This is a genomic window from Tildeniella sp. (assembly GCF_059505325.1).
In genome coordinates this window covers 45,564-62,942 of the sequence record NZ_JCACKI010000032.1, presented here as the reverse complement: position 1 = coordinate 62,942, position 17,379 = coordinate 45,564, and the positions used below count along the sequence as shown (strand labels likewise).

Here is a 17,379-nt window from a genome sequence, read left to right as displayed (position 1 = left end):
AGTCTAAAGCTCACTCGTCTGAGTCTAAAGCTCACTCGTCTGAGTCTAAAGCTCAAGCTTTCGAGCTTCAAGCACGACTGCCCGACTTCAAAGCTCACTCGTCCGACTTCAAAGCTCACTCGTCCGACTTCAAAGCTCAACTGTCCAAGTCTAAAGCTCAGCCGTCTGACTTCAAAGCTCAACCGTCTAAGTCTAAAGCTCAACTGTCCGACTTCAAAGCTCACTCGTCCGACTTCAAAGCTCAACTGTCTGAGTCTAAAGCTCACTCGTCCGACTTCAAAGCTCAACTGTCTGAGTCTAAAGCTCACTCGCCTGACTTCAAAGCTCAACTGTCCAAGTCTAAAGCTCACTCGTCTGAGTCTAAAGCTCAAGCTTTCGAGCTTCAGGCACGACTGCCCAACCTCTAGGTTCGCCTTTCCAACGTTGAAGCGCGATCGTTCAAGCGCAGACCTCCAACTCTCGTCCGCAAACCTCAATCCTCCAGGTTCAACACTCAATCTTTGGCGACGTATCTATGTCCAGCGAACTGCTTCAACAGGTACGAGTGATCGATCCCAGTTCCGATACCGATCGCATTGCGGATGTGCTGATTGTCGATGGCGTGATCAGCGCGATCGAGGACGCAATTTCTGACTATCCCAGCGAAACCGCCGTGCAGAATGGTCAGGGGTTGGTTCTCGGTACTGGCTTAGTTGACCTTTACAGTCATTCTGGCGAACCGGGTTTTGAGGAACGCGAAACCCTAACCTCGCTTCTGCAAGCTGCGAGTGCTGGCGGGTTTACGCGGATCGCCATTTTGCCCGACACCAAGCCTGCGATCGATAATCCGAGTAGCGTTGCGTGGTTGCAAGGTGAGGGGAGAGGAGCAGGGGAAGCAAAGGAAGCAAGGGAGGCAGGGGAAGAGCGGTTACAAGCTTCATACCCCACTCCCCACTCCCTATTCCCCACTCCCCACCTCTACTGCTGGGGTGCCTTAACTCTGGGCGTTCAAGGACAACAGATGACAGAGTTGGGTGAACTAGCGGCAACTGACATCGTTGGGTTTGCGGATGGTCGATCGCTCACCAGTCTTTTGCTCGTTCGTCGCCTGCTGGAATACCTGAAGCCGATCGCAAAACCGATCGCGCTTTGGGCAGCCGATCCAACCTTGAGCGGTAACGGAGTGATGCGTGAAGGACAAGCATCGTTACAGCTTGGCTTGCCGGGGATTCCTGCGATCGCGGAGACTGCAGCTCTGTCAGCACTGTTGGAATGCGTCGAGGCGATCGGCACGCCCGTTCATTTGATGCGACTTTCTACCGCCCGTGGTGTGACGCTGATTCAGGCTGCAAAGGCGCGTGGACTGCCAATTACTGCCAGCACGACCTGGATGCATCTTCTGTTGAACAGTGAGGCGATCGACAGCTATGACCCCAATCTTCATATCGCGCCGCCGTTAGGCAACCCTGATGATCAAGAGGCGCTGGTGCAAGCGGTTAAGGACGGCATCATCGACGCGATCGCCATTGACCATACACCTTACACCTATGAAGAAAAGACGGTAGCGTTTGCGGAGGCACCGACTGGCGCGATCGGTCTAGAACTGGCATTGCCCTTACTCTGGCAGTCGTTAGTCGAAACCGAACGCTGGACAGCTCTGGACTTGTGGCGCAGTCTCAGCAGTCGTCCAGCCTTGTGTTTGCAGCAACAACCCGCCACGATCGCACCTGGTCAACCTGCGGAACTCACGCTCTTTGACCCACAGCAAGTTTGGACAGTGGAGGCGCGATCGCTCAAATCTCTCTCAGCTAATACGCCCTGGCTCCGCAAAGAGATGACTGGGCGAGTGGTGAGAACGTGGGTCGGAAAGTCTAAAGTCTACGCGACGTGCAACTAAATTTGCCCTCATCCCCACCCTTCTCCCCAGGGAGAAGGGCTTTCGGACTTTCCCGGTTCCCTCTCCTTCTGGGAGAGGGCTAGGGTGAGGGCGATTAGTGCAGTTCATCCCAGAATTCAGCAACGCCAACGGTTTATCCCTTATCCTTCATCCTTTAGTCTTTCTACTTGTAGTTCGGCTCTGGTGTGATTTCGCCCAGGCGGTTCATGGGCCAAAAGCGGACGATCGCCCGACCAATGATGTGACCGCGTGGCACAAAGCCCCAATAATGACTGTCGTAGCTATTGTTGCGGTTGTCGCCCAGCACTAAATAGGAGTCTTGCGGCACCGTCACAGGACCATACTGGTATTGAGGATTCTCGGCAATGTAGTTTTCTTGCAGCGGCTTGTCGTTAATGAAAACGCGTCCACCTTTCACTTCAACCTTGTCACCAGGCAAACCGATGACGCGCTTGATAAACGCATCATGGAAATTTTGCTTCTCTAGCGTATCGGTCGGCGAAAACACAACGACATCGCCTCGTTCTGGGGCTTTGAAGTGGTAGCCCAATTTGTCTACAATCAGGCGATCGTTGATTTGCAGCGTGGGGAGCATTGAGCCTGACGGAATATACCGAGCTTCTGCAACGAACGTCCGAATGCCAAACGCTAACACCGCACTCAGACCAATGGTTTTGAGTCCCTCCAGCCAGGGATTCTCAGACGCTTTCTGAGGTGGCTTTTCGTCCGATACTTTGCCTTGTACTCGTGTCATAGAGAGTCAAATGTAGAATAATCGCAGGCTTGAGCAAGAAAGGTGACTGAACGATTGTGCTGTCGAACTAAAGCAGCAACGCATCACAATATAAATGCAACTGTAAACCATCTCGTCAGTTTATTTCGGAATTTCGCTCATGATGAAAGTGCTTCTCTTCTTAAACGACTTACCGTAAACCAGTGATTAGTATTCGTATGGTAGCCAATTCTACTCTCATCATCCGTCGCGCTTGTATATTGCTGCCCGACGGCGACTTTATGACAGGGGATGTCCAGCTAGTTGACGGCACGATCGCCCAAATAGCCGAAACGTTGCCCTTTACGTCCTCAGAGGATGCCACTACTGAGGTTGACGCAAGCGGTTTGACTTTGTTGCCGGGAGTAATTGACCCCCAGGTGCATTTCCGCGAACCGGGTCTGGAATATAAGGAAGATCTGTTCACAGCGAGTTGTGCATGTGCAAAAGGTGGCGTAACGTCTTTTCTCGAAATGCCCAATACGAAGCCACTGACGACTACGCAGGCAACCCTAGACAGCAAACTGCAACTCGCGGCTCAGAAAGCTTTGGTGAACTACGGCTTTTTTATTGGCGCAACGGCAGAAGTACTGCCAGATCTGTTGCAGGCAAATCCGACTCCGGGCATCAAGATCTTTATGGGGTCAATGCACGGTCCCTTGCTAAATGATCAGGAAGAAGGACTGGAAAAGATTTTTGCGTATGGCGATCGCCTCATTGCTGTCCATGCCGAAAACCAGGCGCGCATTATGGCACGCCGACAGCAGTTTACAGGTAGAACCGATCCAGCCGTTCACTCGCAAATTCAGGACAACGAGGCAGCGTTACAAGCAACCCAGCTTGCACTCAAGCTGTCTAAAAAATATCAGCGGCGACTCCACATCCTGCACATGTCTACCGCCGAAGAAGCCGATTTGTTGCGACACGATAAACCCACCTGGGTGACAGCAGAAGTCACACCACAACATCTGTTGCTGAACACTAGCGCCTACGAAACGATCGGTACCCTGGCGCAAATGAATCCACCACTGCGATCGCCCCACGACAACAATGTGCTCTGGCAAGCACTCCTTGATGGCGTAATCGACTTTATTGCGACCGATCACGCGCCACACACGCTCGAAGAGAAGGCACAAACCTACCCCAACTCGCCCTCTGGAATGCCTGGAGTAGAAACGTCGTTGCCGTTGATGCTGACGCAGGCGATGCAGGGACGCTGCACCGTGGCTCAAGTCGCTCACTGGATGTCTACGGCAGTCGCCAAAGCGTATCGGATTCCAAAGAAGGGCGCGATCGCTCCTGGCTATGATGCTGATCTAGTGTTGGTTGACCTGGATACCTATCGTCCTGTGTTGCGCGAGGAGCTACAAACCAAGTGCAAGTGGAGTCCGTTTGAGGGCTGGAGTCTGACAGGCTTTCCTGTAGTGACGATCGTAGGTGGGCAAGTGGTGTTCGATCGCGGCACCATCAATCCAACCGTGCGTGGCAAAGCGCTCAGCTTTGACGCTTGAGCGTTGCAAAAAGCGATCGTGAGGTGCTTAGTCTTGTCTGCCACTAAGCTATCCGTTACTGTCTAGGTAGATTGTCTTGAGCGTAACGGCGATCGCACTACTTCACCCACCTAACACTATTGCTAACACGATCGCAGACGATTTGAACGGTAAGAGGTGAGAGGGCGATCGCCCAACATTCGTGTTCAAAAAAATCTGATGTTGGATTTTCTGATTTCAAATCGATTCATTAAGAGTGGCGATCGAACTTCAGATGCTAGACTCGGAGAAATAAGCGGCTCAAGCGTTCATCAAAGATGTTCACAACGACTGACATTGGCACATTGATCACTCGCTCTAGAGAAAGCGGTAATAGTCGCCCGATGATTGCAGGAACGAAAACCTCGGTTCGTCGTGTCGTTGTTCTCTATAAGCAAGGTGCAGGTGCAGAGGAGATTGCTCGTCGCATGAATCATTTGAGTCTCGCTCAGGTTTATGCGGCATTGGCGTATTACCACGCTAACCGAGATGAAATCGAAGCAGATTTAGCTGAGGAAGAATCTGAATATTCGAGGCTGGCAGCATTTCACAGTAACAAGTAACAATGGTTAGCCGATTCGGAGATGAGTAAAATACGTCTTTACATTGATGAAGACTCAATGGATGAAGATTTTGTACAGGCTCTGAGGTCGCGCAACGTAGATGTACTGACCGTTGCGGATGCTGGAATGCTTCACAAGTCAGATGAAGAGCAGCTAGCTTGGGCGACTGAAAATAAGCGGGTTACCTTCAGCTTTAACACGCGGGATTTCTATCGCTTGCATACTAATTTGATTGAACATCGACAAAATCGAGTTCACTGTCGGCGTACTCCTCTAGAACCTGATTGATTCGTGCTAAATCTGTCAGCGTTATCGGCTCAATCGGAGTCTTGCTGGCAACCAGATTAGACAGAAATTGACGCATGGCTTGATGCCCCAATCTGGATGCGATTAAATAGCAAACTTCAGGCAGGACAACGCCAGGAAGCAACAATGGCTCATTGAGGTTTTGTGCAACAGCCAACACACGATCGTGGTTGCGATCGCCATCATCTGCAAGGGCAAAGAGAAAGCTGGTGTCCAGTATGGCGGTCATCCTTGTTGCTTTCGATGAAGACTCCAACCGTGAAGCGGATCAATTTCGTTGGCTAAAATCGCTTCGTCACGCTCGGAGACAGTTGTTTCGCCTGAGGTTCCCAGTCCTGCGATCGACAGCAAGAAGTTTGGTTGGGGTGCTGCTGACTTTTGCTCAACTGACTTATGGCGGAGGTATTCAATAAAACTAACCAGTTCAGAAAGAGCATCTTCTGGCAACGTGTCAATTTCCTCAATAATCTGCTGTCGCTTTGCAATTGGAGTGTTCATTAGCCAGCATAAAGAACTACTGCCATATTCTAGCCAGCAAGTAGCAACCGATGAGAGTATGACAAGGTTCAGCCTTTCGTTTGAGCAAAGAATCCTTGAACCAAGCTAGCTCTCGATCGCCAACACTTTCACCAAAAATGCCCATTTATCGGCGCTTTCTTCGATGATTTTGGCGGTAGGTTTGCCTGCGCCGTGTCCTGCTTTGGTTTCAATGCGAATCATGACGGGATTCCCACCTTTGTGAGCAGTTTGGAGGGCGGCGGCGAATTTGAAGCTGTGGGCAGGCACCACGCGATCGTCGTGGTCGGCAGTAGTAATCAGCGTGGCGGGATAGGCAGTCCCACTTTTGAGGTTATGCAGAGGCGAGTATGCATAGAGTGCTTTGAACTCTGCTGGGTCTTCGGGTGTGCCATATTCCGGAATCCATGCCCAACCGATCGTGAACTTGTGGAACCGCAGCATATCCAGCACGCCAACGGCAGGCAAAGCTGCGCCAAAGAGATCGGGGCGTTGGGTCATGCAGGCACCGACGAGTAAACCGCCATTGCTGCCACCTGCGATCGCCAGTTTTTTCGATGACGTGTATTTGTTCGCAATCAGCCATTCTGCTGCCGCGATGAAATCATCAAAGACATTCTGCTTTTTCAGCTTGGTGCCTGCCTGATGCCAATCTTCGCCATACTCGCCGCCACCACGTAGGTTTGGCAGAGCCAGGATGCCGCCTGTTTCTAACCAGACCAACGTGCTGACAGAGAAAATGGGCGTGAGCGATATCCCAAAGCCACCATAGCCTGTGAGGTAAGTTGGGTTCGTTCCATCCAGAACCAGCCCTTTTTTGTGGACGATGAACATGGGAATCTGGGTGCCGTCTTTGCTGGGGTAGAAGACTTGCTTCGTTTCGTAGTCGTCGGGGTTGAAGTCTACGTTCGGCTGGCGGAAAACGCGGCTTTCATTTTTTACCAGGTCGTAGCGATAGATGGTCGTAGGCGTGGTGAAGCTGGTGAAACTGTAGAAGGTTTCGGTGTCGTGACGTTTGCCATCAAAACCGCCCACCGAGCCAAGTCCAGGAAACTCAATTTCGTGGACTGGAGTGCCGTTCAGGTCAAAGAGCTTCACCTGACTGTGGGCATCTTTCAGGTAAGAGGCGACGAACTGGTTGTTGAGAATGCCTACGCCTTCGAGGGTTTCCGCTGCTTGAGGAATGACTTCTTGCCAGTCGTCACGATCGGGTTTCTTCGTATCGATCGCAATTACACGACTACGCGGCGCATCCAGGTCGGTGCTGAACCAAAAGCGATCGCCCTCATTGTCGATGAAGCTATAGCTGGCTTCAAAGGTGTTGATGAGTTCGACGATCGGCGCATTGGCAACTGACAAATCCTTATAGAACACCAGATTGCGCGGGTCGGTGCCCAGCCAAACGGAAATGATGAGCCAGCGTCCATCTTCGCTCACGCCACCGTTGAAGCCCCAGTCTTTCTGGTCGGGACGATCGTAAATCAGCGTATCCTCTGCTTGCGATGTGCCGAGGCGATGGTAGTAGAGCTTCTGGAAATAGTTAACGTCTTCGTGTTTCGACTTTTCGTTCGGTTCGTCGTAGCGGGAGTAGAAAAAGCCCTTGCCGTCATGCGTCCACGTGGCACCGGAGAATTTGACCCACTGCACGCGATCGTCCGTATCGTTGCCGCTCTCCACCTCGCGCACCTTCCACTCCTGCCAGTCAGAACCAGAGGTGGACAAGCCATAAGCAAGGTATTTTCCATCTTCGCTTATGGAAAGCCCAGATAGAGCTACGGTGCCGTCCTCGGATAAGGTGTTTGGATCGAGCAAAACAACGGGTTCATCCTCCAGGGACTTCAGCGTATAGAGAACATTCTGGTTTTGCAATCCGTCATTTTTGAAGTAGAAGTAGCGGGTGCCTTGCTTAAAGGGAATGCCGTATTTTTCGTAGTTCCACAGTTGGGTGAGGCGCTGCTTGAGGCGATCGCGCGCTGGAATTTGCTCCAATAACCCAAAGGTCACTTTGTTCTCTGCCTCCACCCAGGCTTTAGTTTCGCCAGAATCGGGATCTTCAAGCCAGCGATATGGGTCGGCAACCTGCGTACCGTGGTAGTGATCGACCTGATTCGCCTGACGAGGCTGAGGATAGACAAACGTTTGGTTAGGGTTAGTCATGGCAGAAGAGATGGAGCAACTTTGTCCATAGTGACAGATCATAAGGAACGCGATCGCCACTGCCAGCAAACCGCGCTTTTTCGTCAATAATTTCATGCAGGCTTCTGAGACCAACGCGATGGGTTGGTGTGTGCCCAGCCTAGCAAATCACGCTTTTCTGTAGATCCCCGACTTCTCAAAGAAGTCGGGGATCTGTCGCCCTTATCGCACTCTGATCTGCGATTGTAGTTGGGCATCTACTAGGTTCAGATAGCCCTGGTCGTTTACGGCTGTAGCAGGTAGCAATTGGGCATTCACAGCGCCCTGTACGACCTCTTTGGCACCAATTTGACCCAGCGTATACGCCGAAGCCAAGCCGAGGTAGCCAGGAATGCCTTGGGGCTTCAGGTAGCCGCGTTGTGCCATCGAGACGAGATCAGATGGGGGGATGCGATCGTTGGCAGTGCTGGCAGCGGTGTAGGGATTGAGAGCTGTTGGTTCAGCGTTTGCAGTGGAAACCATTGCAGTACAGAGAGCCAATGTGGTTAAACCAGCGAGAATGAAGCGTTTCATGGTCAACCTCCGAAATAGTAGTTAGAGATTCAACAGTCGGCACTTGTTTAGTAAATATCTGAACTGTTGATGAATTTATTATTGCATTGCAAACTGTTCTATGTCAAACAATTAGTTAGAGACTTGCTGTGAAGGAGCAAATCGCTTCAGCCTGCTCGCAACAGGTGTGATGGATAGTGCAAATCCTGGCTGACCGACAAATCTCTCGGGGTTTCAGCAGTTTTATTAGTCAAGCAGGCGTATGAGTAGCGAATCTTTTGCAAGGCATTACAGCATCGCGCCAGCATTAAGAATGATGACAGCCAACTCAACGAGTTAGTGCTTTACGCATCATTAAAACTTAGACACAGCAAGGCTTTTGAGTGATTTTGAGCGCTGCCATAAATGCAAGCCTCTGAATGAGCGATCGCTCAACAACGCAAGATGTCTGAGAAAATCGATAGGCGCTTATGAAATAGCGATCGTGCTGCGGCACTACAGTCGGCATAGGGGGCAGAGGCGGCAGGGGAAGCAAGGGAGGCAAGAGAAGAACTTTTCCATCCCCTTAACTTCCCTATCCCTTTGAAATCGGCTTCCCCCGCTCCCCCATCTCCCCATCTCCCTATCTCCCTCTGCTTCTCCCACTCCCCACTCCCCCACCGAGGCACTCTATGAAATTGGCTTACTGGATGTATGCAGGTCCCGCCCACATTGGCACACTCCGCGTCGCCAGTTCCTTCAAGAACGTTCACGCCATCATGCATGCACCGATCGGCGATGACTACTTCAACGTCATGCGCTCCATGCTGTCACGGGAACGCAACTTTACGCCTGTGACCACCAGCGTGGTCGATCGCAACGTTTTGGCGCGGGGTTCGCAAGAAAAGGTGGTAGACAACATCACGCGCAAAGATGCCGAAGAGCATCCCGACCTGATTGTGCTCACGCCCACCTGCACCTCCAGCATTCTGCAAGAAGACCTGCAAAATTTTGTGGAACGCGCTCAGATTGAGTCCAAAGGCGATGTCATGCTGGCAGATGTCAACCATTACCGCGTGAATGAATTACAGGCTGCCGATCGCACCCTTCAGCAAATTGTGCAGTTCTACATTGAGAAAGCCCGTCGCAAAGGCGAACTGCCCACCGACAAAACCGCGAAGCCCAGCGTCAACATTTTTGGCATCTCCACCCTCGGCTTCCACAACAACCACGACTGTACTGAGTTGAAGCGCTTGATGGCAGACCTCGGTATTGAAGTCAACGAAGTCATTCCCGAAGGTGCCTCCGTTCACAACATCAAAAACCTGTCCCGCGCCTGGTTTAACCTTGTGCCTTACCGCGAATTGGGTCCGCTGTCAGCCGCGTATCTAGAGCAAGAATTTGGCACCCCCTTTGTAGACATTACGCCGATGGGAGTCGTCGAAACGGCGCGCTGCATCCGCAAAATTCAGGCAATCCTCAATGCTCAGGGTGCCAATGTGGACTACGAAGATTACATTAATGAGCAAACCCTGCACGTCTCGCAAGCTGCCTGGTTTTCAAGGTCGATCGACTGCCAGAACCTCACAGGCAAAAAAGCGGTCGTTTATGGCGATAGCACTCATGCCGCTGCCATTACCAAGGTGCTGGCGCGTGAAATGGGTATCCACGTCGTCTGGGCAGGCACCTTTTGTAAGAATGACGAAGCCTGGTTCCGCGCAGAGGTTAGCGAATACTGCGATGAAGTGCTGATTACCGATGATCACGGTGCGGTAGGAGACGCGATCGCCCGTGTGGAGCCGAGCGCCATCTTCGGCACCCAGATGGAACGCCATGTCGGTAAGCGGTTGGATATTCCCTGCGGCGTGATTTCGGCACCGATTCATGTCCAGAACTTCCCGATCGGCTACAAGCCCTTCCTCGGCTATGAAGGTACCAACCAGCTTGTGGATTTGATCTACAACTCCTTCACCCTGGGGATGGAAGACCATCTACTGGAAATTTTCGGCGGTCACGATACCAAAGAAGGCATCACCAAAGGGATTTCTGCGGATTCTGATCTTGCCTGGAGCAAAGACGGACAGGCAGAACTCAACAAAATCCCTGGTTTTGTGCGCGGCAAGGTGAAGCGGAATACCGAGAAATTTGCGCGCGATCGCAACATTGAAGTGATCACCGCTGAAGTGCTCTATGCCGCGAAAGAGGCAGTTGGCGCATAAAGAGGTTAAGTGGCAAACAGCTTTATGTTGTTCTATTGTCAATGGAAGCTCATGCTGGGCATGATCGCACCTTTGAACTAGGGGCGATCATGCTTCGTATCACTCAAATCGGCACCGCTCAACGTCGTGCCGATAAGGATTGCCTCGTTAAGATTGACCCCACGCAAATTTGCGTCTGTAAGATCAGCATCACTCAAATCAGCGCGGCTTAAGTCTGCACCCCGTAGATTGGCTCTCCAACCATGCACATTCGCCAAATTCACCCGTCTAAGATTCGACCAGGAAAAATTGGCTCGTAATAGATTGGTATGGCTCAGATCGGCTCCCAACAGAGAAGCCCCAACAATGTGTGCATCGGTTAAATTCGCGGCGTACAGGTTGGAGCGGTAGAGGGTAGCTTGCCCCATTTCAGCCCGATCGAGGTTTGCACGAGTGAGATTTGCCATACTGAGGTTGGCAGCAATGAGCCTCGCGGTACTCAAATTAGCGCGGCTGAGATTTGCTTCGTCCAGATCCGCCGATCGTAGATCTGCCCCGTACAGTTCGGTCGCACTTAAATCAGCATGGCTTAGATCTGCGTGTCTCAAAAGTGCCACCTTCAGATCGGCACCGATCAGGACGGCATAAGCAAGATTGGCACCGTTGAGATTGGCAACACTAAGGGTCGCATTGACTAGCTCTGCCTGCTTCAGGGTTGCTTTTTCCAGGCTGGCTCGCATGAGATTAGCGTTATTAAACGTGGCTTTAGTGCAATCAGCGCCATTCAAATTAGTGTTACAAAGGAGCGTTCCATTGAGGCTGGCGCAGCTTAAGTCGATGCCTGCAAACTGCTTACCGCTCAAATCGGCGTTGCTAAGGTCAGGCAACGTTTGGGGCGATCGCTGTCGCCACTCGTTCCACTGCGCTACACCACAGTCTAGTAGTGCAAGATGCTCTGGATTTGCCATGCTTGCGTCCTTTGCCCGATCGGTACTAACAGTTCATCCATGAATTACAGCTCATCACACTTATTCTTGGCGACGATCGTCGGGATGATTCCGTCCAGAGACATTTTCCATTGCTTCTACAACGGCTCCGGCTGCCGCTATGATGTCGCGCTCTTCGCCGCCCAGGTAGAGCCGCCCAAAGCTACCCACTGCGGAGATTTGCAGGATGTTGATCAGGGCTGCTTTTTCCGCTTCGTTGGCGGCAAGTGCAGCATAGGCGGCAGGCTCGACCTCCATCACGTACAGCGTTTGCCCTGCCATAATCATCTGTCCGCGTCGGTTGCGGTTGATGAGCTGCGTATGATGTGGGTCGATGTTGCGAATAATTTGACTGGACAGCACGCGGGGCTTGAGGCAATCTTGCCGCCGCACACCCAATGCATCCAAAATGGCTCTGCCCGCTGCTTGAATTTCACCTTGATTGCTGGAATGCACCTCTAGCAAACCATACAGTCGTTCAACAACCAGGACACCGGGACGGACGACTGCCGATTTAAGCGCGACATCGGTGATGCGATTGATTTCGATACCAGGAGAAATTTCGATCCACAGGGACGCATCGCCCGGAAGGGGTAAGAATCCAATGGAAACAGTGCCCATGTAAGCCGCATGTTGCGCTTGCAGGCGATCGATATACACGTAGCTACGAAGGTCTATACCCAAGATGTTGGTGACGGCTGGAGGGCTGAGTTGGTTGCAACTGGTCGCGATCGCTCGTGACGAAACGTTGGGTATCCGTTTGCTATTATTTCACCTTCTGACTACTTTCTGGCGACTGATCCATGTGTTAGTCGTGTGATCGCCCACGCCAGCCAGCATTTTCTTCTAAGGCAACGGTGGCAACAGGCGATCGACAACACTCACTAGGCGGTTAATGGTTTCCGCTTGACTGCGGTTACTTTCCTCCATCACGGTAACAATCCGTTCAATGTTCTGACTTTGCTGCTCGACGGCTAGAGCTATTCGATCAAGGCGTTCATCAATGTGGTCGAAGCGATCGCTCTGCTTCTCTATACGTTCGCCCTGCTTCTCGATCGCAGCTAGTTGTTGTTTGGCTGTTTCTGCCTGTTGCTTAGCTGTTTCTGCCTGTTCATGTACCAGCAATTTGAGTTCTGTTAACCCCTCGGTGAAGTGTCCGACCCGATCAATCAGAATGTCAATTTTATCGGGTGCGTTGGGGGTTCCGGGATCAGTCATCGCATTTATCAGAGGCGTGGAGGAGGGAGTCATACGATCGCATTTTATAGAGTTTAACCTTCTGTAGGGACGTTACATGTAACGTCCCTACGAATCTGCAACTGTTTTTGACACGCCCGTACTCAGTTTGTGTTTAAGGCAAAACGTTTCTTTGCTTATCTAGTACGATCGTTCAGGCAATCAACTCGCCAACAGCAACGCTAAATTCGAGCAAGACGTTTTGAGTGCTAACGGTATCACTTATGCCATAGAGCCTTTGTTGCTGCGGTGTCATGACTAAGATGCACTGACTATCAGGAAAGATTAACCAGACCTCCTGACAGGCTGACTCTAAATATTCACGCGCTTTCGTAAAGACCTCTTCCGCTATATCCGTGGGCGAAATGATTTCAGCCACTAAAGGAAAGCTGTGGGGCAGTACCTTGAAGTCTCCATACTGGGCAACCAGATCAGGCGATAGATAGGCAACATCGGGACAACGGGTGCGATCGACGGTGCGGCAATGGGTTTCGGTATACACTTCACCACCTTGATGGGTCGCATCTTTGTGATTCCCCCAATAGCGCGCAAGCCTCGCTTGAATGCGTCCAGTTTTTGCCGTCATTTCCGGTTTTTCAATGAGCGTGCCATCGATCCATTCAACATGATCAAGCGGATGATTGTTGAACTCGTCAAGGGCGATCGCTGGAGCTTGAACGACGGTTGCCATTGTCCATTACCCACTGGTTGCTTCTCATTATCGCACTCAGGCAGAGAGGTACGTATAGCGGCTCAAGCTGCGCTCATAGTTTTGCAGCAGCAGTTGGGCATCTTGCAGCGTGATGCGTTTTTCTCGTAATGCCAGTTCGGTCTGCTGACGAATGCTTTCGATCAGGTCTTCGGAGTCGTACTGCACATAGCCCAACACTTCTGTCATCGTGTCGCCTTTAACCACGTGTTCAATCTCGTAGCCTTTGGGCGTGAGGTGAATGTGTACCGCGTTGGTATCGCCAAACAGGTTGTGCAGGTTGCCCATGATTTCCTGGTAGGCACCGCCGAGGAACATCGCCAGGTAGTAGGGTTCGTGGGGGTGTGGGGTGTGGGGTGTGGGGTGTGGGGGTAAAGAGTTTAAAGTTAAGGCTGCTTCCCCTGCCCCCCTTGCTCCCTCTGCTTCCCCTGCCTTCTGCCCTCTGCCTTCTGCCTTTCGCAATGCGTGTAACTCCAAAACGGGTTTCACATCTTTCAGGTCGATGAATTGGTCGATTTTGCCGTCGCTGTCGCAGGTGAGGTCGGCGAGGGTGGCGCGTTTGGTGGGTTCTTCGTCCAAACGGTGGATGGGCATGATGGGAAAAAGTTGGTCGATCGCCCAGCTATCCGGTGCCGATTGAAACACTGAGAGATTGATGTAATAAATCGATGCCATGATCTTTTCTAGATCTTCCAGGTCATCGGGGACATATTCTTGCTGACGGGCGATCGCCAGAATTTTCTCACAGCAAACCCAGTAGAGGCGTTCGGCTCTGGCGCGTTCGGGCAGGCTGACGTAGCCAAAGTTGAACAGGCTGATGGCTTCTTCTTTGAACTGGGTTGCGTCGTGATACGCCTCTTGATAGTTCTCGACGGTAATGGATTCGTAGGTTTCGTAGAGATTGCGGATGATGAGATGCTCGGTTTCCTGTACGGGTTCGGGAATGCCAGAGGGCACTTCGCTGGTGCTGAGGACATCGAACACGAGGACAGATTGATGGGAGGCGATCGCCCGTCCACTTTCACTCACGAGCGTTGGTACAGGCAATTTACGTTCGTCGCAAGCCTCTTTGACTTCCGCAATGACATCGTTGGCGTAGTTCTGAATGTTGTAGTTTTTGGAGGCGTAGAAGTTGGTTTTGGAGCCGTCGTAATCTACACCCAAGCCGCCACCCACATCCAGGTATTTCATGTCTGCGCCCAGTTTTGCCAGTTCCACATAGATCTGGCTTGCCTCTTGAATGGCGGTTTTGACGACGGCGATCGACGAAATTTGGGAACCAATGTGATAGTGCAAGAGTTGCAGCGAATCCAGCATGTCCGCCGCGCTGAGTTGCTCCACCGTGCTGAGAATTTCGGGCACGGTTAAGCCAAATTTGGCGCGATCGCCTGCTGAGGTGCCCCAGCGTCCTACGCCTTTGCTGCTTAATTTGGCGCGAACACCGAGAATAGGACGAATGCCCAGTTTGCGACCCGCTTCAATGACCAGCGGCACTTCTTCAATTTGCTCCAGCACAATGATGGGGGTTTGCCCTAGCTGCTGCGCCAAAATTGCCATTTCGATGTATTCGCGGTCTTTATAGCCGTTGCAGATCAGCAGTGCACCGGGCGTTTTTAAGGTTGCCAGTGCAATCATGAGTTCAGGCTTGGAACCTGCCTCTAAGCCAAACTGATGGGGCTTGCCGAAACGAACCAATGCCTCAACTAAATGCCGTTGCTGATTGCACTTGACGGGAAACACACCCCGATACACACCGGGATAGTTGTACCGCGCGATCGCCTTGGCAAAAGCCGCATTCAAGCGCTCAATCCGGTCTTCCAGGATGTCGGAAAACCGGATCAATAGTGGTAAGCCTAGATTCCGCTGTTTAAGCGCATTGACGAGTTCAAAAAGATCCAGGGAACCACCGCGATCGCCTTCGGGAGAAACGGTAACGTGTCCGGCGGCATTGATCGAAAAGTACGGTTCGCCCCAACCTGTAATCCGGTAAAGTTCCTCGCTTCTCTCGATCGACCAGGCTTTAGGTGCAGGCTCTAAGGCTGACCCATTCGCAGCCTGGTGTTTAGCTTTAACCGTTTGTCGATCGGTTGGCTCTACCGCTTCCCGTTCCGAATCAGCCTTTGCAGCCGTTGACCGTGCCCCCATGCTTTCCTGACCTCGCAATCATTTCTGAAGTGCTAGTCTATCGCATCCATTCCGGTGTCGTAGGTAAGGTAGGGCACCCAGCGGCTATTCAGAATCCAATTCCTCTGTTTTGGGTGTGGGAGGCGTTGAAGGCGTAAATGGTGGTGCAGGCGCTGGAGTGGGTGTAGGAGCTGGCGTAGGCGTTGGAGTGGGTGGTTCGCTAGCTAGAAGAGGTTCGTGCTTGGCTTCGATGCCGAGCTGATTTTTGGCTGTGGCGATCGCGCTTGACACGGCTGATCTGCTTGCCTCTAACAACCCCTGTCCGGCATCTTGAGCCATGCGATCGGTGTTGGGTTTTTCAAAGTTATTGATCCATTCGCGAGTGCTCCAGCCTGTGCGGTAGCCCGTGCGCCAAATCCAGTCGCCCAATACCAGCGTCAGGCAAATAACTAACCAGAGCAGATAGCCTGTTTCCTTCAGAATCATCCAGGTTGTAGAAACAGTTTGGCTGTAGGTTGCGCCCGTTGCGGGGTCTTTGACAATGCCCCAAACCTTGGTCGCTTGCGATTGAATTTGATTGTTCATTTAAAGTCTCCTCATTCCCTGATTTCCTCGTTCCCTGCTTTAGTTATAAGCGTCAACGGTGCTTCTGTAAGCGCTACTGCAAGATTTCGATCGGCAATAGTGCTTGATGCAACTTAAGACGTGATCACAGACTATGTATAGTTGAATGTCACTGAAATAACGATCCAACTTGCCCCCCAACCCCCAATGCTGGGGGAGCAGAGCTTTCAAAGTCCCCCAGCATTGGGGGATTCAGGGGGCTTCTTCGGTAGCATTTTCCTTAAGTCAGTGCCATTCATGTATAGTTTGATCGGGTCACGATGCTCGGTTCTGGTGACTACATAGAACCACCGTTTTCGTGCGATCGTCTTTACTAGAATAGCTAAACTGGCTCTAAGATTCCCTGTCCCAGGTCAGATCCCCACCTTGTAGATCCCTGACTTTTTAGAGAAGTCGGGGATCTGAAACACATTTCAGGAAGACATGGTGTTGGTTGTTGCTACGCTTTACAAATTTGTCAGACTCCCGGATGCAGCCATGATGCAGCCGATCTTATTGTCGCAGTGCCAGCAGCAAGGGGTGAAGGGCACCATTTTGCTGGCAGAAGAAGGAATCAATGGCACGATCGCGGGTTCAAGAATGGCGATCGATGCAGTGTTGTCCTTTCTTCGCGCCGATCCCCGTCTTGCTGATCTGGAGCATAAGGAATCGTTCGCAGACGTGCAGCCGTTCGATCGTCTGAAGGTTCGCCTCAAAGCAGAAATTGTGACGATCGGTGTACCTGAAGCCGATCCGAATATGCAAGTCGGCACCTATGTTGATCCAGAAGAGTGGAACACGTTGATCGCTGATCCCGATGTGACTGTTATTGACACGCGCAATGCTTACGAGGTGAGTATTGGCAGTTTTCAGGGAGCAGAAAATCCGCAGACGCGATCGTTTCGCCAGTTTCCGGAGTATGTCCGCACACACCTCGATCCAGCTCAACATAAGAAAGTAGCGCTCTTCTGCACAGGCGGCATCCGTTGCGAAAAAGCCTCTGCGCTCATGCTGGCTCAAGGCTTCGAGGAAGTCTATCATCTCAAAGGCGGCATTCTGAAGTACTTAGAAGCAGTGCCGATCGACGAAAGCCTATGGGAAGGCGAATGCTTTGTCTTTGATCAGCGGGTTGCCGTGCAGCATGGGCTAGAACCCGGAACCCATGATCTGTGTCGCAGTTGTGGACATCCCCTTTCAGAGGCGGACAAGGCTGCTCCAAACTATGAGTATGGGATCGCCTGTCCTCATTGCGCCAGTAACCTGACAGAGAAGAAGTGATCGCGGCAAGAAGCAC

17 protein-coding genes and 2 pseudogenes are annotated in these 17,379 nt (G+C 51.8%); 7 read left to right on the top strand and 12 right to left on the bottom strand.

The window, feature by feature from the left end; genetic code table 11:
* Together AC5JO6_RS13025 and AC5JO6_RS13020 are read left to right on the top strand one after the other, a co-directional pair.
* Positions 1 to 407, top strand: a pseudogene (locus AC5JO6_RS13025) (hypothetical protein); the annotation flags it as partial.
* 107 nt (positions 408 to 514) lie between these two features.
* Complete coding sequence (locus tag AC5JO6_RS13020; protein ID WP_496081492.1) at positions 515 to 1,876, top strand: dihydroorotase; 1,362 nt, start codon at positions 515 to 517, stop codon at positions 1,874 to 1,876.
* 163 nt (positions 1,877 to 2,039) lie between these two features.
* Here AC5JO6_RS13020 and lepB read toward each other — a convergent pair whose 3' ends face one another.
* Positions 2,040 to 2,630, bottom strand: a complete 591-nt coding sequence (lepB, locus tag AC5JO6_RS13015; RefSeq protein ID WP_496081491.1) for a signal peptidase I — start codon at positions 2,628 to 2,630, stop codon at positions 2,040 to 2,042.
* A gap of 197 nt (positions 2,631 to 2,827) precedes the next feature.
* Here lepB and AC5JO6_RS13010 point away from each other — a divergent pair, with 197 nt between their 5' ends.
* From AC5JO6_RS13010 to AC5JO6_RS13000, 3 genes are all read left to right on the top strand, one after another.
* A complete protein-coding gene (locus tag AC5JO6_RS13010; protein WP_496081490.1) occupies positions 2,828 to 4,159 on the top strand; it encodes a dihydroorotase in 1,332 nt (443 codons plus the stop codon).
* A 296-nt stretch (positions 4,160 to 4,455) separates the two neighbouring features.
* Positions 4,456 to 4,740: a DUF433 domain-containing protein gene (locus AC5JO6_RS13005; RefSeq protein WP_496081489.1), complete on the top strand. Its 285-nt coding sequence runs from the start codon at positions 4,456 to 4,458 to the stop codon at positions 4,738 to 4,740.
* A 21-nt stretch (positions 4,741 to 4,761) separates the two neighbouring features.
* Positions 4,762 to 5,028 (top strand): DUF5615 family PIN-like protein, encoded by a 267-nt coding sequence (locus tag AC5JO6_RS13000; protein WP_496081488.1) that lies wholly within the window; start codon positions 4,762 to 4,764, stop codon positions 5,026 to 5,028.
* On the opposite strand, the pseudogene AC5JO6_RS12995 reads toward AC5JO6_RS13000, so the two are convergent.
* The 5 genes and pseudogenes from AC5JO6_RS12995 to AC5JO6_RS12975 all read right to left on the bottom strand — a co-directional run.
* Positions 4,979 to 5,275 (bottom strand): annotated as a pseudogene (locus AC5JO6_RS12995) (type II toxin-antitoxin system VapC family toxin); the annotation flags it as partial. The gene AC5JO6_RS13000 and the pseudogene AC5JO6_RS12995 overlap by 50 nt on opposite strands.
* Entirely contained in the window at positions 5,272 to 5,544 is a 273-nt protein-coding gene (locus tag AC5JO6_RS12990) for a DUF2281 domain-containing protein (protein ID WP_496081487.1), read from the bottom strand. The pseudogene AC5JO6_RS12995 and the gene AC5JO6_RS12990, both read right to left, overlap by 4 nt.
* Before the next feature lie 105 nt (positions 5,545 to 5,649).
* Positions 5,650 to 7,719, bottom strand: coding sequence for a prolyl oligopeptidase family serine peptidase (locus AC5JO6_RS12985; protein ID WP_496081495.1), 2,070 nt, complete (start codon positions 7,717 to 7,719; stop codon positions 5,650 to 5,652).
* A 201-nt stretch (positions 7,720 to 7,920) separates the two neighbouring features.
* Complete coding sequence (locus AC5JO6_RS12980) at positions 7,921 to 8,271, bottom strand: hypothetical protein (protein WP_496081486.1); 351 nt, start codon at positions 8,269 to 8,271, stop codon at positions 7,921 to 7,923.
* A 340-nt stretch (positions 8,272 to 8,611) separates the two neighbouring features.
* Positions 8,612 to 8,794 (bottom strand): hypothetical protein, encoded by a 183-nt coding sequence (locus AC5JO6_RS12975; RefSeq protein WP_496081485.1) that lies wholly within the window; start codon positions 8,792 to 8,794, stop codon positions 8,612 to 8,614.
* Positions 8,795 to 8,921: 127 nt separating this feature from the next.
* On the opposite strand from AC5JO6_RS12975, the gene bchB reads away from it, so the two are divergent.
* Positions 8,922 to 10,448, top strand: coding sequence for a ferredoxin:protochlorophyllide reductase (ATP-dependent) subunit B (gene bchB / locus AC5JO6_RS12970; RefSeq protein ID WP_496081484.1), 1,527 nt, complete (start codon positions 8,922 to 8,924; stop codon positions 10,446 to 10,448).
* A gap of 77 nt (positions 10,449 to 10,525) precedes the next feature.
* Here the strand turns inward: bchB and AC5JO6_RS12965 are convergent, their stop codons facing one another.
* From AC5JO6_RS12965 to AC5JO6_RS12940, 6 genes are all read right to left on the bottom strand, one after another.
* Positions 10,526 to 11,395: a pentapeptide repeat-containing protein gene (locus AC5JO6_RS12965; protein ID WP_496081483.1), complete on the bottom strand. Its 870-nt coding sequence runs from the start codon at positions 11,393 to 11,395 to the stop codon at positions 10,526 to 10,528.
* Between the two features lie 60 nt (positions 11,396 to 11,455).
* A complete protein-coding gene (ccmP, locus tag AC5JO6_RS12960; RefSeq protein ID WP_496081482.1) occupies positions 11,456 to 12,097 on the bottom strand; it encodes a beta-carboxysome protein CcmP in 642 nt (213 codons plus the stop codon).
* Positions 12,098 to 12,259: 162 nt separating this feature from the next.
* A complete protein-coding gene (locus tag AC5JO6_RS12955) occupies positions 12,260 to 12,631 on the bottom strand; it encodes a methyl-accepting chemotaxis protein (protein ID WP_496081481.1) in 372 nt (123 codons plus the stop codon).
* A gap of 172 nt (positions 12,632 to 12,803) precedes the next feature.
* Positions 12,804 to 13,340, bottom strand: a complete 537-nt coding sequence (locus AC5JO6_RS12950; protein ID WP_496081480.1) for a Uma2 family endonuclease — start codon at positions 13,338 to 13,340, stop codon at positions 12,804 to 12,806.
* A gap of 36 nt (positions 13,341 to 13,376) precedes the next feature.
* Positions 13,377 to 15,503, bottom strand: a complete 2,127-nt coding sequence (gene speA / locus AC5JO6_RS12945) for a biosynthetic arginine decarboxylase (RefSeq protein ID WP_496081479.1) — start codon at positions 15,501 to 15,503, stop codon at positions 13,377 to 13,379.
* An 84-nt stretch (positions 15,504 to 15,587) separates the two neighbouring features.
* Entirely contained in the window at positions 15,588 to 16,067 is a 480-nt protein-coding gene (locus AC5JO6_RS12940; RefSeq protein WP_496081478.1) for a hypothetical protein, read from the bottom strand.
* 462 nt (positions 16,068 to 16,529) lie between these two features.
* On the opposite strand from AC5JO6_RS12940, the gene trhO reads away from it, so the two are divergent.
* Positions 16,530 to 17,363: an oxygen-dependent tRNA uridine(34) hydroxylase TrhO gene (gene trhO / locus AC5JO6_RS12935; protein ID WP_496081477.1), complete on the top strand. Its 834-nt coding sequence runs from the start codon at positions 16,530 to 16,532 to the stop codon at positions 17,361 to 17,363.
* The last annotated feature ends 16 nt before the right edge of the window (positions 17,364 to 17,379 follow it).

Coding starts and splice junctions, on each gene's coding strand:
- AC5JO6_RS12980 (WP_496081486.1), bottom strand. CDS start 8,271: ATGAAACGCTTCATTCTCGCTGGTTTAACCACATTGGCTCTCTGTACT.
- AC5JO6_RS12965 (WP_496081483.1), bottom strand. CDS start 11,395: ATGGCAAATCCAGAGCATCTTGCACTACTAGACTGTGGTGTAGCGCAG.
- trhO (WP_496081477.1), top strand. CDS start 16,530: ATGGTGTTGGTTGTTGCTACGCTTTACAAATTTGTCAGACTCCCGGAT.
- bchB (WP_496081484.1), top strand. CDS start 8,922: ATGAAATTGGCTTACTGGATGTATGCAGGTCCCGCCCACATTGGCACA.
- lepB (WP_496081491.1), bottom strand. CDS start 2,630: ATGACACGAGTACAAGGCAAAGTATCGGACGAAAAGCCACCTCAGAAA.
- AC5JO6_RS13000 (WP_496081488.1), top strand. CDS start 4,762: ATGAGTAAAATACGTCTTTACATTGATGAAGACTCAATGGATGAAGAT.
- AC5JO6_RS12950 (WP_496081480.1), bottom strand. CDS start 13,340: ATGGCAACCGTCGTTCAAGCTCCAGCGATCGCCCTTGACGAGTTCAAC.
- speA (WP_496081479.1), bottom strand. CDS start 15,503: ATGGGGGCACGGTCAACGGCTGCAAAGGCTGATTCGGAACGGGAAGCG.
- AC5JO6_RS12985 (WP_496081495.1), bottom strand. CDS start 7,719: ATGACTAACCCTAACCAAACGTTTGTCTATCCTCAGCCTCGTCAGGCG.
- AC5JO6_RS13010 (WP_496081490.1), top strand. CDS start 2,828: ATGGTAGCCAATTCTACTCTCATCATCCGTCGCGCTTGTATATTGCTG.
- AC5JO6_RS13005 (WP_496081489.1), top strand. CDS start 4,456: ATGTTCACAACGACTGACATTGGCACATTGATCACTCGCTCTAGAGAA.
- AC5JO6_RS12940 (WP_496081478.1), bottom strand. CDS start 16,067: ATGAACAATCAAATTCAATCGCAAGCGACCAAGGTTTGGGGCATTGTC.
- AC5JO6_RS13020 (WP_496081492.1), top strand. CDS start 515: ATGTCCAGCGAACTGCTTCAACAGGTACGAGTGATCGATCCCAGTTCC.
- AC5JO6_RS12955 (WP_496081481.1), bottom strand. CDS start 12,631: ATGACTGATCCCGGAACCCCCAACGCACCCGATAAAATTGACATTCTG.
- AC5JO6_RS12990 (WP_496081487.1), bottom strand. CDS start 5,544: ATGAACACTCCAATTGCAAAGCGACAGCAGATTATTGAGGAAATTGAC.